Source organism: Nonomuraea cypriaca (assembly GCF_015645445.1).
Lineage (GTDB): Bacteria > Actinomycetota > Actinomycetes > Streptosporangiales > Streptosporangiaceae > Nonomuraea > Nonomuraea cypriaca.
Map to the genome: position 1 here is coordinate 1 of NZ_JADOGI010000201.1, position 18,645 is coordinate 18,645.

20 protein-coding genes are annotated in these 18,645 nt (G+C 70.0%); 7 read left to right on the forward strand and 13 right to left on the reverse strand.

Going from position 1 to position 18,645, the window contains the following annotated elements; genetic code table 11:
• Positions 1 to 97: 97 nt before the first annotated feature.
• Entirely contained in the window at positions 98 to 646 is a 549-nt protein-coding gene (locus ITP53_RS42560) for a dTDP-4-dehydrorhamnose 3,5-epimerase family protein (RefSeq protein WP_195901155.1), read from the reverse strand.
• 27 nt (positions 647 to 673) lie between these two features.
• Here ITP53_RS42560 and ITP53_RS42565 point away from each other — a divergent pair, with 27 nt between their 5' ends.
• Positions 674 to 1,519: a glycosyltransferase gene (locus tag ITP53_RS42565; protein ID WP_195901156.1), complete on the forward strand. Its 846-nt coding sequence runs from the start codon at positions 674 to 676 to the stop codon at positions 1,517 to 1,519.
• Here ITP53_RS42565 and ITP53_RS42570 read toward each other — a convergent pair.
• From ITP53_RS42570 to ITP53_RS42615, 11 genes are all read right to left on the reverse strand, one after another.
• On the reverse strand, positions 1,492 to 2,676 hold the full coding sequence (locus ITP53_RS42570; RefSeq protein ID WP_195901157.1) for a glycosyltransferase family 4 protein: 1,185 nt from the start codon (positions 2,674 to 2,676) through the stop codon (positions 1,492 to 1,494). The two genes, ITP53_RS42565 and ITP53_RS42570, sit on opposite strands and share 28 nt — an antisense overlap.
• The gene (locus tag ITP53_RS42575; RefSeq protein ID WP_195901158.1) at positions 2,666 to 3,973 is read right to left on the reverse strand and encodes a nucleotide sugar dehydrogenase; all 1,308 of its coding nucleotides are present in this window, start codon (positions 3,971 to 3,973) and stop codon (positions 2,666 to 2,668) included. Before ITP53_RS42575 ends, ITP53_RS42570 begins: the two co-directional genes overlap by 11 nt.
• Before the next feature lie 98 nt (positions 3,974 to 4,071).
• Entirely contained in the window at positions 4,072 to 5,094 is a 1,023-nt protein-coding gene (locus tag ITP53_RS42580; protein WP_328817559.1) for a GNAT family N-acetyltransferase, read from the reverse strand.
• On the reverse strand, positions 5,091 to 5,999 hold the full coding sequence (locus ITP53_RS42585) for a glycosyltransferase family 2 protein (RefSeq protein WP_195901159.1): 909 nt from the start codon (positions 5,997 to 5,999) through the stop codon (positions 5,091 to 5,093). The genes ITP53_RS42580 and ITP53_RS42585 overlap by 4 nt, the downstream gene beginning before the upstream one ends.
• Positions 5,999 to 6,661, reverse strand: a complete 663-nt coding sequence (locus ITP53_RS42590; RefSeq protein ID WP_195901160.1) for a polysaccharide deacetylase family protein — start codon at positions 6,659 to 6,661, stop codon at positions 5,999 to 6,001. Before ITP53_RS42590 ends, ITP53_RS42585 begins: the two co-directional genes overlap by 1 nt.
• 55 nt (positions 6,662 to 6,716) lie before the next feature.
• Positions 6,717 to 7,619 (reverse strand): NAD-dependent epimerase/dehydratase family protein, encoded by a 903-nt coding sequence (locus ITP53_RS42595; RefSeq protein ID WP_195901161.1) that lies wholly within the window; start codon positions 7,617 to 7,619, stop codon positions 6,717 to 6,719.
• 14 nt (positions 7,620 to 7,633) lie between these two features.
• Positions 7,634 to 8,659 carry a hypothetical protein gene (locus tag ITP53_RS42600; RefSeq protein WP_195901162.1) on the reverse strand — a complete coding sequence of 342 codons (1,026 nt, stop codon included), beginning with the start codon at positions 8,657 to 8,659 and terminating at the stop codon, positions 7,634 to 7,636.
• 20 nt (positions 8,660 to 8,679) lie between these two features.
• A complete protein-coding gene (locus tag ITP53_RS42605) occupies positions 8,680 to 9,726 on the reverse strand; it encodes a 2-oxoacid:ferredoxin oxidoreductase subunit beta (protein WP_195901163.1) in 1,047 nt (348 codons plus the stop codon).
• On the reverse strand, positions 9,719 to 11,563 hold the full coding sequence (locus ITP53_RS42610; protein ID WP_195901164.1) for a 2-oxoacid:acceptor oxidoreductase subunit alpha: 1,845 nt from the start codon (positions 11,561 to 11,563) through the stop codon (positions 9,719 to 9,721). Before ITP53_RS42610 ends, ITP53_RS42605 begins: the two co-directional genes overlap by 8 nt.
• Positions 11,564 to 11,689: 126 nt before the next feature.
• Positions 11,690 to 11,779: a putative leader peptide gene (locus ITP53_RS61490; RefSeq protein WP_407941385.1), complete on the reverse strand. Its 90-nt coding sequence runs from the start codon at positions 11,777 to 11,779 to the stop codon at positions 11,690 to 11,692.
• Between the two features lie 33 nt (positions 11,780 to 11,812).
• Entirely contained in the window at positions 11,813 to 13,285 is a 1,473-nt protein-coding gene (locus tag ITP53_RS42615; protein ID WP_195901165.1) for a polysaccharide deacetylase family protein, read from the reverse strand.
• Positions 13,286 to 13,403: 118 nt separating this feature from the next.
• On the opposite strand from ITP53_RS42615, the gene ITP53_RS42620 reads away from it, so the two are divergent.
• The 5 genes from ITP53_RS42620 (at position 13,404) to ITP53_RS42640 (ending at position 16,834) form a co-directional block, all read left to right on the forward strand.
• On the forward strand, positions 13,404 to 13,775 hold the full coding sequence (locus ITP53_RS42620) for an NADH-quinone oxidoreductase subunit A (RefSeq protein ID WP_195901166.1): 372 nt from the start codon (positions 13,404 to 13,406) through the stop codon (positions 13,773 to 13,775).
• Between the two features lie 57 nt (positions 13,776 to 13,832).
• Complete coding sequence (locus ITP53_RS42625) at positions 13,833 to 14,348, forward strand: NADH-quinone oxidoreductase subunit B (RefSeq protein ID WP_195901167.1); 516 nt, start codon at positions 13,833 to 13,835, stop codon at positions 14,346 to 14,348.
• A 5-nt stretch (positions 14,349 to 14,353) separates the two neighbouring features.
• Positions 14,354 to 14,878, forward strand: coding sequence for an NADH-quinone oxidoreductase subunit C (locus ITP53_RS42630; protein WP_207757218.1), 525 nt, complete (start codon positions 14,354 to 14,356; stop codon positions 14,876 to 14,878).
• Positions 14,871 to 15,812 (forward strand): NADH-quinone oxidoreductase subunit NuoH, encoded by a 942-nt coding sequence (gene nuoH / locus ITP53_RS42635; protein WP_195901169.1) that lies wholly within the window; start codon positions 14,871 to 14,873, stop codon positions 15,810 to 15,812. The genes ITP53_RS42630 and nuoH overlap by 8 nt, the downstream gene beginning before the upstream one ends.
• Before the next feature lie 119 nt (positions 15,813 to 15,931).
• Positions 15,932 to 16,834, forward strand: a complete 903-nt coding sequence (locus ITP53_RS42640; protein ID WP_195901170.1) for a hypothetical protein — start codon at positions 15,932 to 15,934, stop codon at positions 16,832 to 16,834.
• Between the two features lie 41 nt (positions 16,835 to 16,875).
• On the opposite strand, the gene ITP53_RS42645 is transcribed toward ITP53_RS42640, so the two are convergent.
• Positions 16,876 to 18,045, reverse strand: a complete 1,170-nt coding sequence (locus ITP53_RS42645; RefSeq protein ID WP_195901171.1) for a serine/threonine-protein kinase — start codon at positions 18,043 to 18,045, stop codon at positions 16,876 to 16,878.
• Between the two features lie 314 nt (positions 18,046 to 18,359).
• Here ITP53_RS42645 and ITP53_RS58460 point away from each other — a divergent pair.
• On the forward strand, positions 18,360 to 18,645 hold a 286-nt coding region (locus ITP53_RS58460), incomplete at its 3' end, for a 4Fe-4S binding protein (protein ID WP_236051761.1).

An 18,645-nucleotide genomic window follows, 5' to 3' on the forward strand; every position in this document is an offset into this window, starting at 1 on the left:
GTGTGGCGGGAGGGGCGGCCGGGACCGCCTGGCAGGCCGCCACGGGCAGCGCCGCGGCGAGGATCAGGAGCAGACGTCCGCGCATCGCAGTCACCTCTCAGACTCCCAGCCGCCGCCGGAGCGCGGCCCAGGAACCCGCCTCGAGATCGCGTGGGCTGATCTCGGTCGCCGGGAGGGGCCAGCCTATCTTCAGCTCCGGGTCGTCATAGCGGACGGCGAGGTCCTCGGCAGGATCGTGCTCCCGGTCGATGCGGTAGCAGGTGTCGGCCGGCTCGGTGAGCGCCTGGAAGCCGTGCAGCAGCCCCGGCGGCACGTAGAGCGTCACGAATCGCTCGTCGTCGAGCCGTACGGCCATGGTGCGGCCGAACGTGGGCGAGCCCGGCCGGACGTCCACCAGCACGTCGTGGACCGCGCCCCTGGCACACCGCACGAGCTTGGCCTCGCCCCGGCCGGCCCGCCCGTGCAGCCCGCGGATCGTGCCGCGGCGGGACCTGGACTGGCTGTCCTGGATGAACGCGCCCGGGTCGAGGCCCGCGCCGGCGGCCACGGCCGCGTCGAACGTCCTGGTGAAGAGACCGCGGCTGTCGTGGCGCGGCTCCGGCGTGAAGAGCAGCACCCCTTCGAGCGCGCCCTGCTCCACTTTCATGTGTCGTCCTTCCTGGAAGGCGGTCTGATGAAGCCGACGGTCAGCGTCGTGATCCCCGCGCACAACGAGGAGGCGGTCGTCTCGGCCGGGCTGGACCTGCTGCTGGCGGGCACCGAGCCGGGCGAGTTCGACGTCGTCGTGGTGGCCAACGCCTGCACCGACCGTACGGCGCGGGCGGCGGCCAGGGAGGGCGTGCGCGTCCTTGAGACCGCGACCCCGGGCAAGGTCAACGCGCTGCGCCTCGGCGACGCCGCCTGCCGCGTCTTCCCCCGCGTCTACCTGGACGCCGACGTGCGCCTCGACGCGGCGTCCGTACGGGCGCTCGCCGCGGCGGCGGCCCGGCCCGGCGTGCTCGCCTGCGCGCCCGTGCCGGAGTGGGACCTGCGCGGCACGGGTCCGGTGGTTCGCCGGGTGCACCGCGTCCACGACCGGCTCATCGCCCCCTCGCGGGCGCTGGCGGGAGTGGGCGTGTACATCCTCAACGAGGAGGGCCACAGGCGGGCCTTCCCGATGCCCGACGTGATCTCCGACGACGGCTGGGTGGACGGCTGCTTCCACGGCGCGGAGCGTGCCGTGGTGCCGGAGGCCCGATCGGTGGTGCGCCCTCCGCGTACGGTCCGCGCCCACCTGCGCCGGCGGGTCCGGGTCCGCCGGGGCAACCGGCAGCTGGCCGGCCTGGGCAGGCCCGGGCGCGGTCTGCGGCTGGGCGCGCTCGGCGGGCTGGTGGCCGGCCGGGCCGTCAGCCCGCTCGACGCCGCCTGCTACCTGGCGGTTCTGGCCGCCGACCGGCTGCTCACCAGGCTGCGCGGCGGTGCCGCGGACTGGGGCACCGACACGGGCAGCCGTCACCGCGACCCCACTGCGGCCTCGTAGGCCGCCAGCAGCGCCACCGTGGAGTGCTCCCAGGAGAGCGGGCCCGCGACCCGCTCCCGGCCGATCTCGCCCATCCGCCGCCGTTCTTCAGGGTCGTCCAGGAGCCGGGCGATCAGCTTGGCGAACTCGGACTCGTCATTGGCGGTGGCGTACAGCGCCGCCTCGCCGGCGGACACGCGCGCCTCGCGCAGCTCGAACGAGACGATGGGCCTGGCCATGGCCATGTACTCCATGACCTTGTTCATCGTCGAGACGTCGTTGAGCGGGTTAAGCGGGTCTGGTGACAGGCACACGTCGGCCGTCGAGAGGTAGCGCATCAGGTCCTCGTCGGGGATCCGGCCGGTGAACTCGACGGCGTCGTCCAGGCCCAGCTCGCGTGAGAGCGCCACCATCGCGTCGAAGGTGTCGCCGCCGCCGACGAACACCGCGTGCCAGTCCGTCCGCCCGTGCTCGTCCCGCAGCCGCTTCAGGCTGCGCAGCGCGTAGTCCACGCCGTCCTGCGGGCCCATCACGCCGAGGTAGCACAGCAGGTACGGCTTCCCGCGCCGGACGGACTCGTCCGGCGGCACCTGGTGGAACCTCTCCACCACGGGGGCGCTGCGTACGACGAAGACCTCGTCCGGCCGCTTGCCGCCCCGCGACAGCGCGACCTCCCGGTAGCTCTCGTTGGTCGCGATCACCACGTGCGCCGCCCGGTACGTCAGCCGCTCCATCATGCACACGGCACGGTAGAGCAGGTCGCGGCCCCGGCCGAACCGCGACAGGTACAGCTCGGGCACGAGGTCGTGCTGGTCGAACACGAAGCGCGTGCCCCGGCGCCGCATGGCCAGCGCGACCAGGAAGAACAGGTCGGGCGGGTTGCACCCGTGCACGACGTCGAACCGGCCCAGCCGCCTGGCCAGACGGTACGTGTGCCACAGCGCCGAGCCGTACTCGCGGAGGAAGCCGGTGGGGCCGCCGGTCGCGGGACGCAGCGGGTAGCGGTGGAGGTGGACGCCGTCGATGACGGCCTCCGCCTCCGTGTCCTGCTTCGCGCCGCGCGGGCAGATGACATGGACCTCCCAGCCGGCCCGGCGCAGGGCAAGACTCTCCTGCCAGACGCGCCGGTCGAGTGGGACGGAGAGGTTCTCGACGAGGATGAGCGCTCTACCACCCAATGCCTGTGTAGTCCTTCCTGCCTCGGTGGTGCTCCGCGTCCGGAATGCGTACGAGGTCGACGATCAGGCGGTCCCCGGCGCGGCCCAGTGCGTCGAGCACGGGCGGGTCCGCGCAGCCGACCACGCACACCTCGGCGTGGTCGAGCACCTCCTCCACGGAGTTGCCGAGCACGTCGCCCAGATGGGGCAGGCGTTCGGCGATGTAGGCGCGGTTGACGCCCACCAGCCGGGACAGGGACACGTTCGCGTCGTAGATGCGCAGGTCGTAGCCCTTGCCGAGGAGCCGTTCCGCAAGTTCGACCAGCGGGCTCTCGCGCAGGTCGTCCGTGCCCGGCTTGAACGACAGGCCGAACATGCCGATCCTGCGCTTGCCCGGCGCGGTGATCAGGTCGAAGGCGCGCTGCAGGTGCGCCTCGTTGGCCGGGAGCACGTGGGAGAGCAGCGGGATCGACACGTCGGCCTTCCTGGCCGCGTAGACCAGGCCGCGCAGGTCCTTGGGCAGGCAGGAGCCGCCGAAGGCGAATCCGGGCCGCAGGTACGCGGAGCTGATGTTGAGCTTGCGGTCGGCCAGGAAGACTTCCATCACGTGGTGCGAGTCGAGCCCGAGGGCCTGGCAGATCGCGCCCATCTCGTTGGCGAAGCCGATTTTGAGAGCATGGAACGCGTTGTCCACATATTTCGTCATCTCGGCCACCGCGATCGGCACCCTGAAGACGTCGCCGGGCAGCCCCTCGTAGAGCCCGGCCACCACGTCGCCGGTCACCGGGTCCGACTCGCCGATCACCGTCTTGGGCGGCGCGAAGAAGTCGCGCACGCTGGTGCCCTCGCGCAGGAACTCGGGGTTGACCGCCACCCCGAAGTCCATCCCGGCCCGCAGTCCCGACGACAGCTCCAGGATCGGGACGAGCAGCTCGGCGCAGGTGCCGGGGAGCATGGTGCTGCGGAAGACCACCACGTGCCCCGGCCGCAGCGACCGGCCGATCTGCTCGGCCACCCGCTCCAGGTAGGTGGTGGACAGGCTGCCGTTGGGCGCCGACGGAGTGCCGACGCACACCAGCGAGAGCTCGGTGTCCGTGACCGCGCCGGCCGCGTCGGTGGTGGCACGCAGCATGCCCTCTTGGGCCACCTGGGCGACCAGCTCGCCGATCCGCTCCTCGACGATCGGCGTGTGCCCGTCGTTGATCAGATCGACCTTGGCCGGGTTGACGTCCACCCCCACGACCTCGTGGCCCATGGAGGCCAGGCAGGCGGCCGAGACACACCCCACGTAACCGAGCCCGAAGACACTGATCCGCATAGCCGCCCTCCACTGTGGACCGTCTACCGACCGTCTTTGGAGGGCAGCGCGCGATTCCCCCGCCTCCATCGGATATGTCGGATATGCCCTTTGGAACGTTACCGATTTCTTCGCGCCCGAACGGATCTCGCCACCGCCCGCGCCTGGACGAGGGCCGACGCCGCGGCGCGGCGTACCGGATTCCTGGTCACGATGCCCTGGCAGACCACGGTCTCGCCGGTCTTGGCCCGCCGCTTGTACTCGTCCTCGCCCCGGCCGAGGTCGATCCGCGCGATCCCGAGCCCCGGGGCGGCGGCGACCAACTCGCGCAGCAGGATCCAGCCGGGCGACAGCCGGGCGAACTCCGGGTCGTAGACCGGGAACCACCAGTGCAGCACCCCACCCGACCTGAGCCCGAAGTGCGCGGCGAGCAGGCGCGGCCCGGCGTGCAGGGTGGACAGCACGCCGCCGAAGTCCGGATCACGGGTCGCCAGCAGGCTCTCCAGCAGCCGGATCCGGCCCGGCTCGGCGAAGTAGTCCCGCGCGCCGGTGGCGGCGTACTGCGCCCGCTTCAGCTCGATCACCCGGGCCAGGTCGGCGGCGTCGGCCGAGTCGGCGACGAACTTGACCGTGCCCAGCTCCCGCTCCGCCTTGGCCGCCCGGCGCCGGGCCTGCCCCATGTTGTCCTTGCCGCTGCGCGAGGCCCGGCCCAGATACCCGGTCAGCCCGCCCGTGACGTCCACGTACGGCGACGGCCTGCGCGAGACCACCCACCGCTCGAATCCGGGCGCCTCCGCCACCAGGTGGTCGAACGCGTAGCCGCCGGCCCCGCCGCCGAGCAGGTCCAGTGGCCGGAACGCGGTGCCGGCGGCCAGGATCGGCCCCTGGAAGTCCGCCCCCGGCCAGCCCACCGGGCGCAGCAGGCGCCCCTCGCGATGGTGCGGCAGGAACACCGTCGGCACGCCGTGGCCGCCGCCGACCGCCACGTGCACCGCCTGCCCGCCGGCATGCACGGCCGCCGAGAAGCCGGGATGGAAGTAGGGGCTGTCCAGGGCCGGGTTCGCGGCCCGCAACGCCAGCCAGGTGTCCAGTTCGGCCGCCGTGAGGCCGGTGAACGACGTGACCCGCAGCGCGGCGCTCACTGCGGCAACGCCGTCAGCCGGCGCGAGGGGCGCACCAGAGCCACCACGCTGGCCCGCGACGTACGCCGGCCCGCCAGCGCCCGCACGGCCTCGCCCGCCAGCACGGCCAGGAAGTACGCCGTGCCGCGCAGCATCCCGTGCCGCCGCCGGAACAGGCGTACCTTGTTGACGACGAGCAGGGACGCCAGCATCGGGTTGACCCCGGAGTCGCCGCCGATGTGCTCGATCACCGAGGCCGGCTCGTACCAGGTGGTCCAGCCCAGGTCGGCGGCGCGCAGGCAGTAGTCCGTCTCCTCGCTGTAGAGCAGGAACGATTCGTCCCAGGGCCCCACCTCGCGGATGACCCGGGGAGAGAGCAGCATGGCCGCCCCCGTCGCCCACGCGTACGCACCGGGCCTGGCGTAGTCGCGCGGGTCGGTCACCAGCTCGCCGAGCCAGCCGACGCGTCCGGCCAGTGTCCCGCCGACCAGCGCCTCGGCCACCGCCCTGCGCACCGTCGGCATCCTGCGCAGGGACGGCTGCAGCGTGCCGTCGGGGTTGACCATGTACGGCACCGCGATGCCCCTGCCGGGCTCGTCCAGGGAGGCCAGCAGCGGTGCGATGGCCCCCGGGCGCAGCCGGCAGTCGGGGTTGAGTACGTAGACGCCGTCGAGGCGGTCGAGGTCGAGGGCGGCGATGCCGGCGTTGACGGCGGCGGCGTACCCGGCGTTCCTGCCCACCTGCACTACCGTGACGGGCAGGTCGGCGCGCTGCGGGAGGGTGGCGCAGCCGTCCTTGGAGGCGTTGTCGGCCACCACCACCTGGGCCAGCCGCACGCCCGCGGAGCCGGGACGCAACGAGTCGAGGCAGCCGGGCAGCACGTCCGCGCTGTTGTAGGTGACGATGACGACCGCGACCCGGCGCATCAACGGACCCGCTTGTACAGGCGCATGCCCAGCTTGCCTGCGCGGCGGCCGAGCGACGGCCGGCCGTCGAGCAGCCGGCGGATCCAGGAGGGATCCAGATCGTGCCGGAGGCTGGTCCGCGGCTGGAGCCAGGAGTCCGGCGATGCCCGGCCTCCGTCACTGGTGTAGGCGAGGGTGATCCCCGCCTGGCGTAACCGGCGCAGCACACGCCGGTCGTAGGAGCCGAACGGGATCGCCACCCGCGACACGGGCCGGCCGGTGAGCTCCGCGAGCACCGTGTGGGCCTCGGCGAGTTCCTCGGCCACCTGTCCGTCGTCCAGCGTGCGCCAGTCGCGATGCGCCCAGCCGTGCGAGCCGACCCGCATACCCGCGCGGGCCAGCTCGCGCACGCCGTCGGCGTCCAGCCTGCCCGGTTCGCCGAGCCGCCCGGCCAGGACGAAGAACTCGGCCTTCAGCCCGCGCTCCAGCAGCCGGGGGAGGGCGACCTCCACGTCGGAGGCGTTCCCGTCGTCGAACGTGACGCGTACGTCAGGACGCTCCGCCACCGCGTCCACCACCTGCTCGAACTGCTCGACCGAGACCCATGTGGCGTCCTCGCCCGGGTCGAACTCCCGTGTCGTCCCGCCGATGCCGTGCACGGTCAGATTGGTCACCGCACGCATCCCGCCCCCTGATCACAGTGCCGCCGAAAGTGATATCGGCGCCCGGGATGGACCGTTACATCTGGCTTGCGTACCAATCGACCGTCTTCTTCAGGCCCTCTTCGAGCGGCGTGACGGGGCGCCAGCCCAGGACGCGCTCGGCCGGCCCGATGTCGGATCGCTGCGAGCGGTCCAGCGGCCGGGCGGGCACGGCGCCGTACACGGGCCGGGCCGGGCCGCCGATGATCCCGGCGAGCAGCTCCGCGATGTCGCGGACGGAGACCGGATCGGGCGTCCCGATATCGAGGACGTGACCCGCCGCCGCGCCGTCGGCCCCGGCGCGGACGAACGCGTCCACCACGTCCTCGATGTACACCCAGCTGAGGCGCTTGGACCCGGACGTCAGTTCCGGCGACTGCCCGCGCAGAAGCGACCGCGTCACGTACGGCACCAGCCTGGCCGTGTTCGGCTCGGCCGGCCCGTACGCCATGCCCACCCGCAGCACCGACACGGGCACCTGCCAGAGCGCGTGGAACATGCGCGCGTAGCCGGTCGCCGCCGCCTTCGCCGCCGCGTACGGCGAGCCCGGCGCCAGCCCGTCGCGCGGCTCCTCCGCCGAGCCGGCGAGCACCACTCCGCGGACCGCCGTGCCGGTCAGGGCCGACAGCACGTTGACGGTGGCGCCCAGGTTGCTGGCCAGCGTCGGCGCCACCAGGGCCGGATCGCGCGCCCCAGCGACCTCGCTGGCCAGGTGGAAGACCACCTCAGGCGCCACCTGAGCGATCAGCCCGGCCGTCGCGGCGGCGTCGCTCAGGTCCGCGGCGTGCCAGCGCTCGCCGTACTCGCCTCCTTCCGGCGGCGGGCGGCGGCTGACCGCGTGCACCCGGGCGCCCAGGCCGGCCAGGCGCCGGACGAGATGGGAGCCGATGAACCCGGTGGCGCCGGTGACCAGCGCACGAGTCCCGTGCCAGGTGGACATGCGGCCTCCACGGCTCAGTCGTGTTGTTCCGGTGACGGTATGGGGTCGCCCGTGTCGTGCCAGACGTTGCCGCCGTCGGCCTGGAGCTCGGAGCGGCTGCTCAGCAGGATCGGGCAGTCGTGCGCGGAGGCGCGGCCGAAGCGGTTGCCGGTGACGCGCTGCCCGGTCAGCGGGCGGCCCAGCGGGGTGTGGTCGATGTTCACGATGCAGGCGCCGCCGTCGAGGTAGTTGTCCTCCACGCGCAGTTCGTCCGCCGACGACTGGACGGCCGCGTTCGGGTCCTTCGTGGTGGACATGTCGATGGTGTTGTGCCGCAGCGTGACGCGGGTGTGTTCGGCGAAGACCTGGACGCCGTCGTTGTGCGTGGGCTCGCCGCCCTGGTCGGGGTCGCTGGCGAACCAGCTCAGATCGTGGATGTAGGAGTCCTGCACCAGGGTGTCGGTGTGGGCCTTGATCCCGTCGACCGTGCCGTGGAACTCCGAGCGGTAGATCTTCGTGGCGCCGGCCCAGATGCCGTCGATCGACGGCGAGGCGTGGGAGGGGAAGAACTCGGAGTCCTCCACCACGGTGTCGCGGGCGTGCTCGCTGTCGAGCAGCGGCCGGACTTCCTCCGTCGCGCGGCCGCGGAAGACGCAGTTCCTGAACGTGACGCCGCGCGCGGTCACCACGACGAAGCCGTGGAAGACCTTGTTCTCCACGACCTCCCCGTCCGTGGCGAAGCTCTGGTCACCGGTCACGACCATGAGCGGCGTACCCGGGGGCACGCCCGTGGTGTCCGCGTTGGGGAACCCGTCAGGAACCCGCCAGGACGCCTCCGGCGGCTGCGCGGTCGACCACATGGGTGACGGCGACGGGCCGGATGACGGGCTGGACGACGGGCCGGATGACGGGCCGGATGACGGGGACGTGGCGGGGATGAGCGAGGGGCTGGGCGGCGACTCGGCCGCCTGCCCGGCCGGCTCTCCCAGTAGCCATGCGGCGGTCACGGCCAGAGCCAGGGCGGCGACCGCGGCTACGACATACCACCGCGTCTTCGCCACCCCGGCATCGTCGCGAAAAATCAGCCGATGCGCCAGGTGTCGCCACCCATGAGCAACTCGGTGAGATCGCCGGGACCCTTCCCCGCCGTGGCCTCCTCCAACTGCTCGGCCATGAGCACGTCGTAGGCGGGCCGGTCGACCTGGCGGAAGATCCCGATCGGCACGTGCTCGAACGCCGGCTCGTCCAGCCTGCTGAGCGCGAACGCCACCGACGGGTCGGGATTGTGGGCGTCGTGCACGAGGATCTCGTCCTCGGACACGCCGTCGCGGGCCACCACCTCGATGCCGCCGTTCGCGGCGCGCACGACGGCCTTGGAGGTGCTCACGATCGGCTGCCCGTGCTCCATGCGCAGCGTGATGTCGTCACGGACCTCGGGGTCCTTGAGCTGCTCGAAGGCGTTGTCGTTGAAGATGTTGCAGTTCTGGTAGATCTCCACCAGCGAGGTGCCGCGGTGCGCGGTGGCCTCACGCAGCACCGACTGCAGGTGCTTGCGGTCGGAGTCGATGGTCCTGGCCACGAACGACGCCTCGGCGCCGATGGCCAGCGAGATCGGGTTGAACGGCTTGTCCAGCGACCCCATCGGCGTCGACTTCGTGATCTTGCCGACCTCGGACGTGGGGGAGTACTGGCCCTTCGTCAGACCGTAGATCCGGTTGTTGAACAGCAGGATGTTCAGGTTGACGTTGCGGCGCAGCGCGTGGATCAGGTGGTTGCCGCCGATCGACAGCGCGTCGCCGTCACCGGTGATCACCCACACGCTCAGGTCGGGCCTGCTCGCCGCGAGGCCCGTCGCGATCGCCGGCGCCCGCCCGTGGATGGAGTGGAAACCGTAGGTGTTCAGGTAGTACGGGAACCGCGACGAGCACCCGATGCCGGAGACGAACACGATGTTCTCGCGCTTGAGCCCCAGCTCGGGCAGGAAGCTCTGCACCGCGGCCAGGATCGCGTAGTCACCGCAACCCGGGCACCAGCGCACCTCCTGGTCGGACTTGAAGTCCTTCAGGCTCTGCTTGACGTCGGTTTTGGGGACGAGCGTCAGGCCCTTCCCGTTGATGAGCTCAGTCACTCTCGATCACGTCCTGGATGACTCCGGCCAGCTCCTCCGCCTTGAACGGGAGCCCGCGCACACGGTTGTAGCTGATCACGTCGACGAGGTAGCGGGCCCGCAGGAGCAGCGCGAGCTGGCCGAGGTTGATCTCGGGCAGCAGCACCTTGTCGTAGCGCTTGAGGATCTCGCCGGTGTTGGCGGGCAGCGGGTTGAGGTGGCGCAGATGGGCCTGCGCGACCTTGCCGCCGGTCCTCCTGATCCGCCGCACGGCCGCGGCGATCGGCCCGTACGTCGAGCCCCACCCGATGACCAGCACCTTCGCGTCGCCGTCGGGGTCGTCGACCTCCAGCGGGGGCACGTCGATGCCGGCGATCTTGGCGGCGCGGGTGCGGACCATCAGGTCGTGGTTGTCGGGGTCGTAGGAGATGTTGCCGGTGCCGTCGGCCTTCTCGATGCCGCCGATCCGGTGCTCGAGACCGGCCGTGCCCGGGATGGCCCACGGGCGGGCCAGGGTCTCGGTGTCCCGCTTGTACGGCAGATACGCGCCGTCCGCACCGTTGGGCTCAGTCAGGAATTCCTGTGAAATATCAGGCAAGTCGGAAACTTCGGGGAGGCGCCACGGCTCCGAGCCGTTGGCCAGGTAGCCGTCCGACAGCAGCATGACCGGAGTGCGGTACTTGACCGCGATCCTGGCCGCCTCGATGGCCGCGTCGAAGCAGTCGCTCGGCGACATCGGCGCCACGATCGGCACCGGGGACTCGCCGTTGCGCCCGAACATGGCCATCAGCAGGTCGGTCTGCTCGGTCTTGGTCGGCATGCCGGTGCTCGGCCCGGCGCGCTGCACGTCCACGACGATCAGCGGCAGCTCGGTGGTGACCGCCAGGCCGACGGTCTCGGCCTTCAGCGCCACGCCGGGACCCGACGTGGTCGTCACGCCGAGCGCCCCGCCGAACGCGGCCCCGAGCGCCGCGCCGACACCCGCGATCTCGTCCTCCGCCTGGAAGGTGCGGATGCCGAACTTCTTGTGCTTGGACAACTCGTGCAGGATGTCACTGGCCGGGGTGATCGGATAGGACCCCAGGAACAGCGGCAATCCGGACTGCACACCGGCGGCGATCAGCCCGTACGCGAGGGCCTGGTTCCCGGAGATGTTGCGATAGACGCCGGGGGCCAGACTGGCGGGCTTGACCTCGTAGGAGACGGAGAAGGACTCGGTGGTCTCGCCATAGTTCCAGCCCGCCTGGAAGGCCGCGATGTTGGCCTTGGCGATCTCGGGCTTCTTGGCGAACTTCTGCTCGAGGAACGTGATTGTGTGCTCGGTCGGCCGGTGGTAGAGCCACGAGAGCAGGCCGAGGGCGAACATGTTCTTCGACCGCTCGGCGTCCTTTTTGGACAGGTCGAAATCCTCGAGTGCCTTCACGGTGAGCGAGGTCAACGGCACCGCGTGAACTCGCCACTCGCTGAGCGAGTCGTCCTCCAGCGGGCTCGCCGCGTAGCCGACCTTCTGCAGGTTGCGCTTGGTGAACTCGTCGGTGTTGGCGATGATGTCGGCGCCGCGCGGCAGGTCGCCGAGGTTGGCCTTGAGCGCCGCCGGGTTCATGGCCACGAGCACGTTGGGCGCGTCGCCGGGGGTCAGAATGTCGTGGTCGGCGAAGTGCAACTGGAAGCTCGACACACCGGGCAGGGTGCCTGCGGGTGCGCGGATCTCGGCGGGGAAGTTGGGGAGCGTCGACAGGTCGTTGCCGAACTCCGCCGTGCCCGCGGTGAAGCGGTCGCCGGTGAGCTGCATGCCGTCGCCGGAGTCTCCGGCGAATCTGATGATCACACGATCGAGTTGCTGGACCTGCTTCGTCACAGCTCAGTCCTCCTCGACGCGCCAGGGCGCGGTTGCTGTAGGCGCGTTCTCTGTTTCCATGCTAGATCCTCGGAAGGTCACGCGTTTGCAACCCACTCATAGCGGGTAACGCGTTCGCGGTCGGAGTCAGTGTGAGGCGGAAGAACGACGACACAGCCCCGACGCGAGCCTGCAGAGGTCTACATGCAGGCGGGCGAACAGGACGGTTCGGGTCACGAGCGCCAACTATACGTCCCCTCGACACGTGTGCTACGTCAGGGGCTGCTTACCCTGCAGCTCGTTCCCCGACCCGTACAGGCGTCCGGCCTGCATTCCCGCAGAGCCGTACAACTCAGGAACGGTGACGAAGCTGTAACCCTTCCCGCGCAGCCTTTTGAGGATGTCCGGAACCGCGTCAACGGTGTTCGGGTTGATGTCATGCATCAGAACGATCGCAGTTGGATGGGTCTCGCGCACGACTCTGTCCGTGATGTCGGCCGCGTCGCCGCCGTGCTCGTCCTGGGTGTCGACGTCCCAGCCGACCAGTGGCAGGCCCATGTTCCGCGCGACGTTCGCCAGGTCCTGGCTCACGGCCCCGTACGGCGGGCGCATCAGCGTCGGCGGCTGCCCGTTCGCCGCCTCCACCGCGGCCGCGGTACGCGCCAGCGAGTCGGCGATCTTGCTGCTGGACTGCTTCGACATGTCCCGGTGCATCCAGCTGTGGTTCCCGACCAGATGCCCTTCCGCGTTCATCCGGTTCAGGAACCCCGGCTGCGCGGCGGCGTTGCTGCCGACCGCGAAGAACGTGGCCCGCGCTCCGAACCGCTGCAGGGTGTCGAGCAACCGGCCGGTGTCGGGACCGGGTCCGTCGTCGAAGGTCAGCGCCACGCACTTGGCCCGGGCGCAGTCGACCTTCCCCGCCCGGGTGCTGACCACGTCCGGGCTCGTCGGGGGCATCGTTCGCGGCGCGACGTGCGGGGCGTCGGCGGCCTCCGCGCGTACGCTCTCCTGCGCCCGCCGTCCCAGGCCGGACAGCAGCGGCGCGACCTGCGCCGCCGGCACGGCGACGGCCAGCCGGCCGAGCGAGCACGGCCCGATCTGGCAGTCGTCGAACTCGACCACCAGGTCTCCGACCCGGTTGAACGCCATCGAGTCGAACCGGCCCCCGAAGCCCGTCACCGCGTTCAGGTCGACCTGCGACCCGCGCCCCTTGAACTGCTCCTTGACCAGTGTCGCGAGCCGCTCCAGCGCGCCCTGCCCGGCCAGCAGCCCGGTGGACCCGACGGCCTTGTCGTTGCGCTGGTCGAACCAGTACGTCCGCGTGGAGTTGCCCCAGCTCGCTCCGAGGTACTCGCCCGTGCGCAGGCGCACGCCGACGGTCTGGGGGGTGACGGCGGCCAGTTGCCAGTCCACGTTCAGCTCGGGGCGGGGGTCGCCGGTCGTGCCTGTGACCTTGCGGAAGTCGCGTAGCCGCCGCTCGGCGTCGGCGTACAGCGCCCGGTTGAGTGCGCGGGCGCCCATCAGCTCCGGGTAGTTGATGTGTACGTATCTGCTGCCCGGGGAGTCGCCTTCGGTCAGCGTCCGGGTGGTCAGGCCGACGACGGTCGCCGGGTCGACGAAGTCGATCATCGTCGGCTCCGCCGGGACCATGACGTCCCGCCCTGGCGAGGTGGCGGCGAGTCCACACCCTCCGGTGGAGAGGACCAGCAGGGCGATTCCTGTGAAGAATCGCGTTTTGCGCATGTATATGAGGGTATTTGGGTGATCTTGGCTTTTGTCCTTGTTTACCCCGTTTTGGCGGTATGGGCAACGAGCCTTTGACTCAGTTACTGGAAGGGCGGTCCTGGGTTACCATCCCGTCATGGACGGCTATTTCGGGTCCTACGTGCTGGTGGCCGCGCTGCTCGCCATCGGCATCGCCATCGTGGCCGGCGCCCTCATGGCCAACCGTCTCCTGCGGCCCTCCCGGCCCACGGCCGAAAAGCTGACCACGTACGAGTGCGGGGTGGACCCGGTCGGGGAGGGCTGGGCGCAGTCCCAGGTCCGCTACTACGTCTTCACCTACCTCTACGTGGTGTTCGCGGTGGACGCCGTCTTCCTGTTCCCCTGGGCCACCGTCTTCGACGCCCCCGGGTACGGCCTGACGACGCTCGTGGAGATGTTCATCTTCCTCGGCTTCATCGCCCTCGGCATCGTGTACGCCTGGCGCAAGCGGGTACTCACCTGGACCTAGGACGTCACCCAGGGGGATTCCTTTGCCTGTGGTGCGATCCGCGTAAGAATGGACAGCATGGCAGCAACGGATCTCCCGATGCCCACGGTGGGCCCGCTCTCCAGGCTGGCGCCCAAGCCGATGCGCTTCGTGCTCAACTGGGGCAGGCGCTATTCGCTGTGGGTGTTCAACTTCGGGTTGGCCTGCTGCGCCATCGAGTTCATCGCGACCTCCATGAGCAGGCACGACTTCATCAGGTTCGGCGTGATCCCGTTCGCGAACGGGCCCAGGCAGGCGGACCTCATGATCGTCTCAGGGACGGTCACCGACAAGATGGCCCCCGCCGTGAAGCGCCTCTACGAGCAGATGCCCGACCCGAAGTACGTGATCTCGTTCGGCGCCTGCTCCAACTCCGGCGGCCCCTACTGGGACTCCTACTGCGTGACCAACGGCGTGGACCAGATCATCCCCGTCGACGTCTACGTCCCCGGCTGCCCGCCCCGCCCTGAAGCGCTGCTGTACGGCATCATGAAGCTGCAGGAGAAGATCGCGGGCGAGAGACTCGGCGACCGCCACACCACGGAGGAGGCGTGAACGGCCTGCCCGAGCGGCTCGGCGCCGAGGTCTCCGAGTCCTACGGCGACACCACGATCGACGTCGCGCCCGGCCGGTGGATCGAACTGCTGACCTACGCCAGGGACGATCTCGGCTGCGCGTTCTTCGACTGGCTGACCGGCGTCGACGATCCGCCCGACGGGTTCCTCGTCGTGGCCCACGTCTACAACCAGGCCGCCGGCCGGCGACTGCTGCTGCGTACCCGGGTGCCGCGCGAGGACCCCCACCTGCCCAGCGCCGTCGGCGTCTACCGGGGCGCGAACTGGCACGAGCGCGAGACGTACGAGATGTTCGGCGTGATCTTCGACGATCACCCCCACCTCGTGCCGCTGCTCCTGCCCGACGGCTTCGAAGGCCATCCGCTGCGCAAGGACTTCGTCCTGGCCGCCAGGGTGGCCAAGGCGTGGCCCGGCGCCAAGGAGCCCGGCGAGTCCGGCCACGGCGCGCCGAGCCGCCGCAAGACGCTTCCGCCAGGAGTTCCAGCCGACTGGGGGCCGCCCGATGCTTGACGTGGTGCTGAGCTTCGCCGTCATCCTCGTCGTGTTCCTGGTGCTGCCCCTGATCGTGGGGCAGACCGAGCACAAGGTCATGGCTCACATGCAGTCGCGCCTCGGCCCGATGTACGCCGGCGGCTTCCACGGCTGGGCGCAGCTCATCGCGGACGGGGTGAAGTTCGCCCAGAAGGAGGACGTCATCCCGGCCGCGGCCGACCGCCGCATCTTCATGATCGCGCCAGGGGTGGCGCTGGTCCCGTATCTCCTCGTGCTGATCGTCATCCCCATCGACCACGGGCTCGTCGCCGTGGACCTCGACCTCGGCCTCTTCTTCGTGCTGGCCGTCATGGGCATCGGCGTGCTCGGCTCGATCATGGCCGGGTGGGCGTCGGCCAACAAATACTCGGTGCTGGGCGGCATGCGTTCGGCCGCGCAGCTCATGTCGTACGAGTTGCCGCTGGTCCTGGCCGCCTCCTCGGTCGCCATGGCGGCGGGGACCCTGTCGGTTCCCGGCATCGTCGAGGCCTGGCAGTGGTGGTGGCTCCCGTGGCAGGCGATCGGCGGCGTGGTCTTCTTCATCGCGGGCCTGGCGGAGCTGCGCCGGCCGCCGTTCGACATGCCGATCGCCGAGTCCGAGATCATCATGGGCCCGATGACCGAATACACCGGTATGCGTTTCGCCCTTTTCATGCTCGCCGAATACGTCGGGATCGTGGTCCTGTCGTTCCTGACCACCGTTCTGTTCCTGGGCGGCTGGCACGGGCCGTTCCTGCCCGGCTGGTTGTGGACCCTGATCAAGGTGTTCTTGCTGGCGTTCGTGGTGATCTGGCTGCGGGTGTCTTATCCGCGGCTGCGTGAGGACCAGCTCCAGAAGCTCGCCTGGGCCGGGCTGGTGCCGCTGGCGCTCGTACAACTGGCACTCACCGGAGTCGTCCGCGTCCTGCTCTGAGGCGGAAACTTTAGCTTCGCCTTATTCGTCATATCTAGCGGGGCCCCTTGGGGGTATGACGAGTGAATGAACTTCTTCCGATAGCCGGCGCGACAAAGGGCAGCCGTTGTCCCAAAATCGTGCTCACCTCCGACGGCCCGATCCTCGCCGTCGCCGACAAAGCCACCGGCCATTCGGTACGCCTCGAGCCGGCGCGCCTCTACCACTACAGCTATGACCGGCCGCTCGTGGCCGACGCCGGGAGACGCAAGGCTCAGTCCGTCAAGGGCGTCGCCGCGCTGGACGCCGACGGTCTGGTGATGCTCGACCTCCCTGGCGAGTGGCGCGACCTTCCCGACTTCGCGGGGCGGGCCGGAATCCCGCTGGTGGACGCTCGTGGCCAGGACTCGGAGCGGGTGCGTGCCCTACTCGCGAGCCGCGCGCCCGGCTGGCAGCGAGTGCGCGGCCTCCCGGAGCCCTCCCTGGCCGGCTGGCGCAAACCCGTGGCGATCGGCGCGGGGGTCGCGGGCCTGGGTGTGATGGCTTATCTCGCCTCCTCGGGAATGTGGGGCGCGTGGTACGGCCTGTCGTCCCTCGGCCGAATGCTCTTGGACCTTCTCGACGCCAAATGGCTGGTGATGGCTTTCAGCCCCGCATTACTGGTGCTGCGTCCCGTGCTCGCCCGGACGCACCGCTGGCAGGTGAAAAGAGGCGCGGCCCTGGGGCCGGTCGGTGGCCCTTGTCTCAGCCGCAAACCCGGCAAAAAGCTGCAGGTCATCCATGGCAACGAGGTCATCGCCCAACTGCGCACCGGTGAGGTTCCTGGCCGGGCGTTCAGCCTGCTCATCTACCGGTACGACGACCTGACCGGCCTCTTCATCCTCGACCGGACCGGCTGTGCCCTCCACCACCTGCCCGGCCGCTGGTCGGCGGAGGACGCCGAACGCTTCGCCAAACGCCACGGCCTCCTTCTGGCCGTGCACCGGGTGACGCGAGAGGAGTATGTCCAGCTGACGACGACCAGCAAGGAAGCGACCCCCTGACGCGTGGACGGGCCCAAGACGGTCTGGCCTGCCCAAGATCGTTAGTGGACGATCGCCAGCATCACATCAGAGGCCGAGGGCCGATCCTCGGCACGTTTGTTTAGACAAGCCCCCACAATCCCCCGCAAAGCGGGCGGCAACGGCGATAAGTCCGGATGAAAGGTAAGCACCCGGTTGAACACGGCCGGCACGGTGTCCTCCCCGAAAGCCGGCCGTCCCGTGGCCGCGAACATGATCGTCACTGCCCAGCTGAACACATCGGAAGCCGCCCCCACGGTCTCCCCCGTCAACTGCTCGGGCGACATGTAAGGCGGCGTCCCCACCGCCTTCCCGGAGGTCACGGTCACCTGATCGAGCGCTCGCGCGATCCCGAAGTCGATCACCCGCGGCCCGTCGTGCCCGATCAGCACGTTGCTCGGCTTGAAGTCGCGATGCACGACCCCCGCCTTGTGGATGGCGGCCAGCGCGCCCGCCGTGGACAACGCCAGCCGGGTCAGGCTGTCCTCGTCACGCGGCCCGTGCTTCTTGACGAGTTGCTCGAGCGACGGCCCGGCCACGTATTCGCTGACGATGTAGGCGTGCTGCCCGCCGATGTTGACGTCCAGCACGCGGGCTGTGGAAAACGTCGCGACCCGCCGCGCCGCGTCCACCTCCCGCGCGAACCTCGTCCGCGCCGTCTCGTTGACGAGATCATGCAGCACCTTCACCGCCACCCGCACACCGTTGGGCGCCACGGCCAGGTAGACCGCGCCCTGCCCGCCTCGCCCGAGCTGGCGGAGCACCCGATAGTGCCCGATCCACTCGGGCTGCGTGGGAGGTCGCTGATAGGAGGGCGCGGTGGTCCGCTGCCGCAGCTGCACCGGCTGGTGCGCCGGTCCGCCGAGCCGGGCCCGCACCATGAAAGGCACCAGGATGCCCGAGTGGATGACTCCGCCACCCCAGCTGATCAACAGCCCCAGCGTGATCAGCGCGGACAACGACGCGGGAAGGTCCTCGAAGTCGTCGTACGCGAGCGTCGTGGTCACGAACGAGCCGATGCAGATCAGGTAGAAGGCCGCCGCGACCACGTGGAGGACGCTTCGCAGCCAGAAAGCCGCGAACCCGATCGTGAACGGGGTCGCCAGGCCGCAGGTGAACAGGGGCAGGCAAGCCCACACGACGGCGGCCGCCCACGCCCCGCCACTGGGACGGACCGGTTGGCTGTGCTGCATGGCGGAGAGACTATCGCCCTGCTGTGGTTCATATCGGACATGCGCACAGCTTGTGGATAACCTCCCGTCAGCCTGTGGATGACTGTGGAAAAACTGGGGACAACGCTCACACTCATTCACCTGCGCGTCCAAGTGCGCCATGATGTTGAACCATGGGGCGCATACCGGGAGTCGGACTGGCAAAGGGGCTATCCATCACCCTCCGCCACATGCTGCGCAAATCGGTTACGCAGCAGTATCCCGAGGTCAAGCCTGCCCTCCCACCCCGCAGCCGAGGCGTTATCGCCCTAGTTGAGGAAAATTGCACCTCTTGCATGCTCTGTGCCCGAGAGTGCCCTGACTGGTGCATTTACATCGATTCCCACAAGGAGACGATCCCGGCCCCGGAGGGCGGCCGCGCCCGCCAGCGCAACGTACTCGACCGCTTCGCGATCGACTTCGCCCTGTGCATGTACTGCGGCATCTGCATCGAGGTGTGCCCCTTCGACGCCCTCTTCTGGGCCCCAGAGTTCGAGTACGCCGAAGGCGACATCCGCAACCTCCTGCACGAGAAGGACAAGCTCGCCACCTGGGCCCAAACAGTCCCCCCACCTCCACCCC